The organism is Ruegeria sp. BF10 (assembly GCF_056538725.1).
Genome location: NZ_JBQFTR010000004.1, coordinates 167,066 through 177,786, shown reverse-complemented (window position 1 = coordinate 177,786; position 10,721 = coordinate 167,066). Strand labels below are relative to the sequence as shown.

The window sequence follows — 10,721 nt, the reverse complement described above, 5'->3', positions numbered from 1 at the left end:
TTGCCGCCTATTCCGCCAGAAAATCCGCTCGGCCCAGCAACGATTGCGTGATGCCCATAGCTGCAAACTGCTCATTCAGATCGGCAAATCCTCTATGTTGTGAGGGTGGGATTTTCTGCTTCCCGCTCTCGGCCAATAGCCGTGCTTGACGAATGGACAAGTCAACCATTGGCAAAGGCTCATTCTTGGTGAACGCGGCAAGCCCATCCGCATACTCAATCGCGGCATCCCAATCACCGCGCGCCAGCATGACAGCGCTGGCATCGGGGAAAAAATGCAGATGGCTGTGGCCGACACATCCCTCGGCGATGATCTCGGAACCCAGTTTCAAAAGGCGTGTTTGCTCATCCGGGTCCGTTTCGGCCATCGCCAGGGCTGACAGGGCCTTGGGTCCAACAAAGTTCCGGCCATGTTCAAGCGCGATTTCGACCGCTCGCAGACCGGTTTCACGTGCGCGCCCGACCTGGCCGGCATACACCTGCGTTCTGGCCATGTGTTCCAACGCCTGCGCTTCAAGGCGTTTTGCGCCCACGCGCTCGGCAATTTCGGCAGAGACGCCAAAGGCTTCAAGCGCACGGTCGAGACTGCCCAGAAAGGTTTCGGCCACACCAAGACATGTTTGCGCAACACATTCCGGAACGAAGGCAAAATACGTCTGCGAGATTTCAATCGCCTCATTGGCATCTGCTCGGCCCTGACCGACATCCCCAGTATAGCTGCGCGCCACGCTGAGATTGTGCAGATTTGCCGCAAGGTCGCGAACCAGCCCTTTTTCACGCGCCCGTTCAGCGGCTTGGGTATAGAACCCCGCCGCCGTCTTCATCGAGGCTTTCATGAAATTGGCGTCGCCAAACCCACTCAGCGCCCCAACTTCAAGGCGCGGGGATTCCAGCTTGCGGGCAAGCAAGAGCGCCCGCTCGTTGGCCTTCAGCGCTTCTTTGTTCCGTCCCAGCGGGAAGTAGACGTTGCCGCGCACATAGCTTATCTGGGCCTCATCTTCCTCGGACCCGCAGCGCTGTGCTGCTGCCTCAGCAATGTCGAGCGCTTCCAGCGCGTCCTGATACAGGCTTGCTTGCCGCGCCGCCTGCGCCAGCCCGATATGGGCCCGGGCGATTTGTTCATCGGTTTCCGCCAAACTGGCCGCGTCCTTGAACTCGTCCAAAGCTTCGTTTGACAACCCCTGCAACCGATGCGTTTCGCCCCGCGCGCACAGCAGGTCAAATCGGACACCCGCCGGGGACGGCAATTCCAAAGCACGCTCGATCAGCGGGCTGGCATCGTCGAACCGGAAGGCTTGGATCAATTTATCCGCAGCCTCCAGATAGGCTTGCGCTGCGTTATTGGCCCCGGCCCGGTCCAGATGCTGGGCGCGCAAGGTGGCGTCTCGATCCTCGAACCACTGAGCCGCCTGTCGATGCAGACGGGCCCGTTCGGATTTGACCAAAGTAGCATAGGACCCGTCCCGGATCAGCGCGTGGGCAAACATGAGATCAGGTCCGGCCTCTCGGATCAGCGCCGACCGGATCAGGTTACTTGTATCCAGATGTCCTTCGCCCAGAATGAAATTCAGAACTTCGGGCGAGAACCTTTGCCCCAGAACCGATGCGGCCTGAAGGGCGGTTCGACTGGCGCGATCCAACGCATCCAATCGCGACTGGACGATACCCTGAATACTTCCGGGCACACTTTCCTGCTTGAGTACGTCTGTGTTGCGCAACAGCTGTTCCAGAAACAACGGGTTGCCGCCCGCCCGTTGGACACATGTCTCCAGCAAATCCTGATCGATGGCCCGGAACTCTTCGACCAGTTGTCTGACATGCTCCTCTCCCATAGGCGCCAGTTCCAGCTTTGACACCAGCGCGCCGTCCGTCGCCATCTGCCAGTCCCTGTCGATCGGATCGCCTTCGGCCCGGCTGGACATCATCAACACACAGGGAATGTTCCGTGTCGCTGCGGCGATATGCGAACACGCCGTCAGGATGTCAGGGGTCGCCCAGTGGATGTCCTCAATCTGAATAAGCAGGGGCGATTCCTGGCTGCTGGCCGAAAGCAGTTCCTCAAGAACCTGACGCCGTCCCCGCAGACGGGTCTTGTTGTCCATCACCGCATAGACCTCGGCCAGACCCGGGTCTTGCTCAAGCTCAAGCAAGGCATTGAGATGCGCGGCGTTGGAAGGACTGACCCAGCCCCTGCTGATCGCGTCTTTTGCGACAGCCGCCCCTGTTTCCGCCCCATCCGACGCTTCAAGTCCCAGAATGCTGCGGGCGACGGTCTGAATGGCTGAATGACCTTCGCGCGCACCGAAATCCACCACAACGCCGTTGTGGATTTTGTAGGACAGGCTGGTGGCCAGTTCCGCCACCTGCTCGGACAGGTGGGTTTTTCCAATTCCGGGTTCGCCCAGAACGATATGAACTTCTCCTTTGCCATGGCGCTGGCACCGGTCGAACGTGGCCGAGAAAATCGACATCTCGCGCTCGCGCCCGATGAATTTGTGCCGTCTCGTTCGAATGTTCCTGGCCAGCCGGTCCAGACGCCAGACCTCAACCGGTTCGTTCAGCCCCTTGATCGCCTTGACCCCGATGGAGTCGCCCACGAACAACGGACCCAGCGCGCGTTGAATGTCATGTGAGACCAGCGTTTCCCCTGCCGCTGATATGTCCGTGAGACGGGAGGCCAAGTTTACGCCATCTCCTGTCACCGTGTATTCCGTATGTGACTGGCTGCCGGTTGAACTGGCAATGACCTGACCCGAAGAGATGCCGATATGGCAGGAAAGCGGCGGCGATAACGTCGGAAGAACCGCGTGAATTTCAGCCGCAGCGCGTGCTGCCCTTTCCGTGTCGTTGGTATGTGAGATCGGCGCCCCGAAAACAGCCATGACCGCATCACCAATATGCTTGTCGATACGACCGCCGTATTTTTCGACCACATTGTCCACTTTGCTGAAGAACTGATTGAGCAGCGCGTGCAGATCCTCGGCATCCAGCTCGCTGGAAATTTTCGTGAACCCGGTCAGGTCAGCAAACATCACCGTGACCTGCCGCCGCGCGGGTTCATGCGGTGCCGTTGGTTCAGGCTCGGCTGCGGTGTGGGTGGAATCAAGTTGCTCGATGGCACGCAAAAGCCGCCGACGGTCGCCGACAGCAGTCACACCGATTTCGATCAGATCCTCTGCCGTCAAATCTGGCAGAATGGAAAAGTCGATCTTGTTGTCAATGAAGGCCTGCGCGTACTCGTTCAATCCATTTGCGCTCAACCAGCCCCTCAGGTCTTGAGACATATCGCCCCTCTGAAGTCCCCCACTTCAAGCGAGAGCCTAGCATGGCAGCGGGCCCGAGTCTGCAAAAACCAAATTAATTCGTGATTTTGAGCAGGGTTAATCCATTTTTCATGCGTTCACCTGGCTTGCATTTCCAAACCCGCTCGACAGGACAAATGAACGGCAGGCCTCGGAGATTTCTCGAAACCGCGCTCGTTCCCTGACATAAAGATACACCTCGCGCCTGTCCGGCAAATCCGAAATCGGACGAAAGGCAACTGCGTCCGGGATGAATTGCGCGACGGTCTGCGGCAGGACCGTGATCCATTGGCCTGCTCTGACCGTCGTGATCAGGGAATGCGTGTTGTGAATGGTAACCTCGGCCCCGTCCAGAATCTCTCGGAAAGGCGCGGACTCGATAAAGTCACACAGGGCGTTTCGAACGAAAGGCTCAGCCACCAGATCCGAAATGGCTGGCGGTTCTGCCCGCGTCATCAGCGGATGATCCGACGCCGCAACCAGCCCGAAGCGATCCTGAAACAGCGGCTCTGCACTGACCCCGTTCAGTGGATGATGGCCGGACGCAATGCCGATATCAGACGTGTCGCCGGCAACCGCATCCAGAACCTGCAGCGAATCTCCGTCACGCAACTCGATCTTCAGGCCGGGAAAGCGAGACGTCATATGATCCAGCAGGGCAGGAAAGACCAACGCCCCCACGGACGGCACGGATACGATACGGATCAACCCATGCTCGGCCTGTGCCGCCAGTTCAATGCTCTGAACGGCCTGATCAAAATCCCGCACCTGTTTGAGTGCGAGGTCGAGAACTTGCTGACCCAGCGGTGAAAGGTGGTTTTTCCGTTCGCCTTCAAACAGTTTCTTGCCCAGATGCTCTTCGAATTGTTTCAGCATCATTGAGACGGCAGATTGTGTCCGGCCCAGACGGCTGGCTGCCTCGGCAAGGTTTCCGGTTTGGGCCACGGTGCAAAAGCACCGCAGCATTTCCACTTTCACGGCCATGTTTCAATCTTTCTGAAGTTTTCTAAAGTTATTTTAGTTTGACTGATATCGGCAGCAAGTTCCATTCTTTCGCAGACTGAACTTTGCGAACTTGGGGCCTGACGTGACCAAACTGAATCTGATTGCCGGCGAATGGCTGGCGGGCGAAAGCGAAATTGAAAACCGCAATCCATCGGACCTGAGCGATCTGGTCGGTATGTTCGCGCAGGCCAGTGCCGATCAGCTTGAGGCAACGCTGGATCAGGCGCGTGTGGCACAGTTGGAGTGGGCGGCTTACGGGTTGGAGCGCAAGCAGGCCGTACTGAACGCCATCGGCAATGAACTGATGGCCCGCGCCGAGGAACTCGGCACTCTGCTCAGCCGTGAAGAAGGAAAACCGCTGGCCGAGGGCAAGGGCGAGGTCTACCGCGCCGGTCAGTTCTTCACCTACTATGCGGCCGAATGTCTGCGACAGATCGGAGAGAACGCCGATTCCGTGCGCCCGGACATCGAGGTTGACGTGCGCCGCGAGGCTGTTGGCGTGGTTGCCATCATCAGCCCGTGGAACTTCCCCACCGCAACGGCTTCGTGGAAGATCGCCCCGGCGCTTTGCTATGGCAACGCGGTTGTGTGGAAGCCCGCCAACATCACCCCTGCCTCGGCCGTGGCCCTGACCGAAATCATCGCGCGGCAAGACATCCCCAAGGGTCTGTTCAGCCTGGTGATGGGCTCGGGCCGTTCCATCGGTCAGCGTCTGGTGGAAAGCCCCAAGGTCAATGCGATTTCATTCACCGGATCGGTTCCCGTGGGTAAAGGCATTGCTGCTGCGGCCATCCAGAACCTGACCAAGGTGCAGATGGAAATGGGGTCCAAAAACGCGCTGGCCGTGATGGACGATGCCGATCTGGATCTGGCGGTGACGCTGGCGCTGGGCGGGGCATTCGGCGGCACCGGTCAGAAGTGCACGGCTTCGTCGCGTCTGGTCGTCCACGCGGGCATCCATGATGCCTTCGTCGAAAAGCTGGTGGCCGGTGCACAGGCGATGAAAGTCGGCCACGCGCTGGAGGACGGCGTTCAGATGGGTCCGGTCGTCAGCCAGCAGCAGTTGAATGAAAACCTCGCCTATGTCGATCTGGGCAAATCCGAAGGCGCCGAGCTGGCCTGTGGTGGTCAGCGGCTGGAGATGCCCCATGACGGTTTCTACATGTCGCCGGGGGTGTTCCTGAACACCACCAACGATATGCGCATCAACCGCGAAGAAATGTTCGCACCGCTGACCAGTGTCATCAAGGTCGGCAGCTATGACGAGGCGCTGAGCGTCGTGAACGACACCAATTTCGGCCTGACCTCGGGCATCGTGACCAAGTCGCTGGCTCGCGCAACCCATTTCCGCCGCAACGCACGCACCGGCGTGGTGACGGTGAACCTGCCCACCGCAGGCACCGATTACCACGTGCCATTCGGCGGTCGGGGTGACAGTTCGTACGGTCCCCGCGAACAGGGCAAAGCAGCAGCCGAGTTCTACACGACCGTCAAAACCGCCTATATCAGCGCCGGCCCCGTCTGATGCGGATCGACGGCCTGCAATATGCCAACTGGTCGGAAAAGATCTTCCGCCAGCTGCGCGAAGGGGGCGTGGACGCGATCCACGTCACCATCTCCTATCATGAGAATTTCCGCGAAACGGTTCTGAATTTCGAGAAATGGAACCGCTGGTTCGAGCAATACCCGGATCTGATCATGAAAGGCCGGTGGGCCAGCGACATCGACACGGCACGCGAAACGGGCCGGACCGCCGTGTTTTTCGGATTTCAGAACCCGTCGCCCATTGAAGACGATATCGGGCTGGTCGAAATCCTGCACGATCTGGGCGCGCGGTTCATGCAACTGACCTACAACAACCAATCCCTGCTGGCGACCGGTTGCTACGAGGCCGAAGACACCGGCATCACCCGCATGGGCAAGCAGGTCATCAAAGAGATGAACCGCGTGGGCCTTGTGATCGACATGAGCCATTCGGCAGACCGTTCCACGATCGAGGCGGCTGAAGTCTCGGACCGGCCCATCGCGATTACACATGCCAATCCGCACGAATGGTCCCCGGCCCTGCGCAACAAGCGGGATGACGTCATCCGCGCGGTAACGGAAAAAGGTGGGATGCTGGGCTTTTCGGTCTACCCTCACCACCTGAAAGACAAGTCCGATTGCACGCTGGAGAGCTTCTGCGAAATGATCGCCCGCACTGCCGACAAATACGGGGCCGAACACCTGGGGATCGGCACTGACTTGTGTCAGGATCAGCCCGACAGCGTCGTGGAATGGATGCGTGTGGGGCGTTGGACAAAAGAAATCGACTATGGCGAAGGCTCGGCCTCGGCTCCGGGATTCCCACCAATGCCGGGCTGGTTTCAGGACAACCGAGACTTTGGCAACATCGAAAAAGGGTTACGCGCGACCGGCCTGAACGATGACGAAGTGGCCGGGATCATGGGCAGGAACTGGTACCGGTTCTTTGCCGAGAACTTCGTCCCACAAAGGTAACCAAATGGAACCACACGCGCAGACAGAGATCGCCAGACGTGACCCATCCACGGTCATGCGGCTGTCACGGTTGGGATCGTTGCACCAATGCCGGCTCAGCTTTATGCGGCAACTGACGCGCCGCATGGCCGAAGAAAACTGGAGCTTTTCGCGCCCTGCGTTTGAAATTGACAACAAGGGTGTGGGCCATGCGGTCTATACCGCGCAAGGCCCCGATCGGGCCTATTCGCTGGTCGCCTTTGCCCATGACCTGCCCCCCGAACAGCGATCTGACCGGGTGATTGCCGAGGCCTGGGATGCCACCTTTGCGTTGTTTGACGGCATTCCAACGGCACAGGATATCGACCGTCTGTCGCAGAATGTTCCGTTGCAAGAAGCCGGACGTGTCAGCGAAGCCGAATTGTCCCTGTCTCGGGCCAACCGTTCCGTGCGGCTTTGGACACATGTAGTGGATCGTCTTGCGGCGGGGCAGCAACCCGATCTCGAACAGATCTACAAAGTCGGTTACCTGATGCGGACCACGGCCGTTTATGGGTCGGGCAAATTTGGCGCAGCAGACCGGGAAAAGACAGCCGGCCGGGCCGAAGTCAGTGGTCCGTTCCAGATCGAGATGCTGTCAGTCTATCTGACCCGCGCCTTTGTGCGCGATCTGGTACAGCATATGGCGCAGGTCAAAGGCGGGGATCGGACCGCAGAGCTTGATCCAGACATCGCGCGCTGGCTGGGCATCGGGAATTCGACCGGCCTGGGTATGGCCCCGTTCATCGTCAATCACCCGGTACTGTTCAACAACTGGATCATGGTGCGCGAAGAAGCAATCTCGCGCGTTCGGTCCATTGGGACGGCTTCGGCAGATGAAGCACGTGTCTTTTGCGATGTCTTTGCACGCTGCAAACAGTCAATCTCCTGGTGGCGATCTGAACACCCGGTGCAGATGGAAAAGCTGGCGGCCCTGAATTCGGATCTGGATAAAATCGAAGAGTATCTGGCCAAGGATGACCTGACACAGGACCACCCCTGGAACCGTCTGATCCTTTGGTCCGAAACCACGCTGACCGAAGAAGGTCAGGAGCTGCTGGCCTCTTTGATCCTTGAACCTTACGGCGCGCTTGTTGACGGGCTTGCGAGCTGCATGGCAGACACCGACGCCTCTGCACAGGTGATTGATGGGACCATGCCGGTATCGGCGGTGCGTGCGTTGATCCGGAACAGTTTTGACTGGGCTTTGAACCTTGATTGGGCCGCCGCCGAAAACTGCGCGCGGGCCTGGTACGTATCCGAAGAAAAGCTGGAACCCCGGCTGGGGGAGCGGTTCGAAGAGCCGATCTCGGACTATGAACAACCTCTTGCACCGGCGCGGGATGCAACTCTGGCTTTCGAAGCGTTACAGAACTGGCCTGATGACGCGCCGATAGCAGAGTTTCTGTTGCGCCATCCGGAACACCGCCACAGCGTGCGCCGCGCGCAAATCAGCCGTATCGCTCCCTACGGTGAAATTCGAGACAACACGATCAGCGCGCAGGTGATGCCCATTGATATGCTGCGCGCCAAACTGTCCTTCTTTGGGGCGACGCATTTCGACCCGCGTTCGGATCGGTGGGTGCGTATCTGCATGTATGCGGGCGCGCCCTACCCGGAAGAGCTGAACACCGCGAACGCCGATCTTTGGGTTTATCCGGAGGTTGCGCAATGACCTTCTCGTTGAACGAAGTGGAAGCCACCGCCAAACGCGCAACCCGTGGGGCTGGATATGCCTGGGGTGTGGCGGAGGAAGCCGCGAAAGCAACCCGATGGCTGTGCATCCAGGGGTTTGACGGGCCTGCGATCCTGGCCCAGTTGCTTGAGCAGGAATTTGCGCCCCACCTGGAACATCACATCCCAGAGGCCCGGGACGGCATGTGGTCCGGCGCCCGGGATCTGTGCCCCCTTATGACCGGATCGGTATTATCCGATTTCCCGAACGCCCTGTCGCAGGGCAAAGTTCTGATTTCCAATGTTGCCGCACCTCTTCTGTTGCTGCCCTTTGTCGCCACCATGGCGAAAAAGCGAAAATCGACTGTGGAAATCACTTTGGACGGGGTTTCCACGACCACTGATGGTGTTCATCTCAGCTGTGAAGAATTCGGAATGGACAGGGCAAACCGCGTCGGGATAACCGAAATCGACCAAATCAGACCCACCCGTTCCTTGCACAGCCGCGCTGACCCGGATCCGGGGGCGTGGCAATTCCTCAACACTGTGGCGCATCGCACCTATGCCCCCGCAACTGAAGAATCCCGGCTGCTTGGCGCTGGTTCAGGCTTGTCAGACAACGATTGAAGGACCACCCGATGACCGAAACCAGAACTCTCTCGCTTGCCGAAATAGAAGAGCTGTCATTCAATGCGCTGGTTGCCGCCGGCACAAGCGAAGAAAACGCGCGCCCTTTGGCTGTTGCCACAGCCGCGACCGAAGCGGACGGCGTGGCCAGCCATGGGCTGGCGTATATCCCGATCTATTGCGAGCATGTTCAATGCGGCAAGGTGGACGGTCAGGCAAAACCCGCCCTTGAAACCCCGCGTCCGGGCCTCATCCGCGTCGATGCCAAAACCGGGTTTGCACATTCAGCCATTGATCTGGGTTTCGAGGCGCTGATCCCAGCGGCTCAGGAACAGGGCATCGCCGCATTGGCGATTACAAACAGCTACAATTGCGGTGTGCTTGGCTATCACACGTATCGGCTGGCCCAGGCAGGGCTGGTTGGATTGGGGTTCACCAATGCGCCAGCATCCATCGCACCTTCGGGCGGATCGAAACCTGTTGTTGGCACCAATCCTTTCTCGATCGCGGCACCGGGTACGGATGGTCAACCCGCACTGCTGATTGATCAAAGCGCCAGCACCATCGCCAAAAGCGAAGTGATGAAGCATGCACGGGAAGGAAAGGCCATTCCCGTCGGATGGGCGCTGGACGCCGACGGCAACCCGACAACGGACCCTAACGTCGGTCTGAAAGGCAGCATGGCCCCGTCCGGCGGCTACAAAGGCGTGGGTGTTGCTTTGCTGACCGAAGTCATGGCCGCTGCCCTTACGGGATCTACACTTGGGTTGAACGCATCGCCTTTTTCCGGAACGGCCGGTGGCCCCCCAAAGACAGGGCAGTTTTTCATTGCGATTGATCCCGTGGCGTCGTCCGCAGGTTTGTTTTCAAATGCCATGGCAACTCTGGTTGAGTCGATCAGATCTCAGGACGGCGCGCATCTGCCCGGTGATGGCCGCCGCAAGAACCGGCTTTCGTCAGGCAAAGCGGGAGTCGCGGTGAACTCCGCAACCCTGTCAAAGATTGAAGCGATTTTGGGCTCCGGCTAGGCGACGGGTTCACCGCCCATTGAGTGCAGTTGCCAAGTGGTGGCGATCCCCAAGACTGCACCGGACAATTCGGTCAAAGGGTTTGCCTGTCTCTGGTTGGCAGGCGCGTTGAAAGGCAACGGGATATGCGCCTGTATCCCGGGCGCAAAAAGCGCAAGTCGCGTGTGAAATCCGATATGGCGAGATCCATGCCGCGCGAAAACGTTCGGCAGACAAAAAAACTGGCAACGCGTTGAAACCCGACAGGACCGATGTCCCACGGTCGTCCTATCGGCTGTCGTCATGTGCTGGTGTTGACACAACCGGCCAGATCCAAACCCGTCATGTTTCACCACACCGCATGGCCGCTCGGGATTCCTTCCGCTCCTCAGAGTTTGTTCGTATGTGGTGTGGATTGTTGGTGTAACTCCACCGTATTGCCACACCACGGAATATTTGTCCTCAAAATGGGCATTTGGGAAAACTGGCGACCCCGGCAGGATTCGAACCTGCAACCTGCCCCTTAGGAGGGGGCTGCTCTATCCAGTTGAGCCACGGGGCCGCGCGCTGCCTTCTGTAACCGGGATTTT

General features: G+C 58.9%; 7 protein-coding genes and 1 tRNA gene. 5 read left to right on the top strand and 3 right to left on the bottom strand.

Annotated elements, in window-relative coordinates:
- Positions 1–7: 7 nt before the first annotated feature.
- Together ACR0DJ_RS15925 and ACR0DJ_RS15920 are read right to left on the bottom strand one after the other, a co-directional pair.
- Positions 8–3,283 carry an adenylate/guanylate cyclase domain-containing protein gene (locus ACR0DJ_RS15925; RefSeq protein ID WP_480685606.1) on the bottom strand — a complete coding sequence of 1,092 codons (3,276 nt, stop codon included), beginning with the start codon at positions 3,281–3,283 and terminating at the stop codon, positions 8–10.
- A gap of 108 nt (positions 3,284–3,391) precedes the next feature.
- Positions 3,392–4,285 carry a LysR family transcriptional regulator gene (locus ACR0DJ_RS15920; protein WP_480685605.1) on the bottom strand — a complete coding sequence of 298 codons (894 nt, stop codon included), beginning with the start codon at positions 4,283–4,285 and terminating at the stop codon, positions 3,392–3,394.
- Between the two features lie 103 nt (positions 4,286–4,388).
- Between ACR0DJ_RS15920 and ACR0DJ_RS15915 the strand changes: the two genes are divergently transcribed.
- The 5 genes from ACR0DJ_RS15915 to ACR0DJ_RS15895 are packed head-to-tail and all read left to right on the top strand — an operon-like array spanning position 4,389 to position 10,152.
- Positions 4,389–5,831 (top strand): aldehyde dehydrogenase family protein, encoded by a 1,443-nt coding sequence (locus ACR0DJ_RS15915; protein ID WP_170345750.1) that lies wholly within the window; start codon positions 4,389–4,391, stop codon positions 5,829–5,831.
- Entirely contained in the window at positions 5,831–6,805 is a 975-nt protein-coding gene (locus ACR0DJ_RS15910) for a dipeptidase (protein WP_257599782.1), read from the top strand. Before ACR0DJ_RS15915 ends, ACR0DJ_RS15910 begins: the two co-directional genes overlap by 1 nt.
- A gap of 4 nt (positions 6,806–6,809) precedes the next feature.
- Positions 6,810–8,498 carry a hypothetical protein gene (locus ACR0DJ_RS15905; RefSeq protein WP_480685604.1) on the top strand — a complete coding sequence of 563 codons (1,689 nt, stop codon included), beginning with the start codon at positions 6,810–6,812 and terminating at the stop codon, positions 8,496–8,498.
- On the top strand, positions 8,495–9,124 hold the full coding sequence (locus ACR0DJ_RS15900; RefSeq protein ID WP_480685603.1) for a DUF3726 domain-containing protein: 630 nt from the start codon (positions 8,495–8,497) through the stop codon (positions 9,122–9,124). The genes ACR0DJ_RS15905 and ACR0DJ_RS15900 overlap by 4 nt, the downstream gene beginning before the upstream one ends.
- 11 nt (positions 9,125–9,135) lie before the next feature.
- Positions 9,136–10,152: an Ldh family oxidoreductase gene (locus tag ACR0DJ_RS15895; RefSeq protein ID WP_480685601.1), complete on the top strand. Its 1,017-nt coding sequence runs from the start codon at positions 9,136–9,138 to the stop codon at positions 10,150–10,152.
- A gap of 464 nt (positions 10,153–10,616) precedes the next feature.
- On the opposite strand, the gene ACR0DJ_RS15890 is transcribed toward ACR0DJ_RS15895, so the two are convergent.
- Positions 10,617–10,693: transfer RNA gene (locus ACR0DJ_RS15890), tRNA-Arg, on the bottom strand.
- Positions 10,694–10,721: the final 28 nt, after the last annotated feature.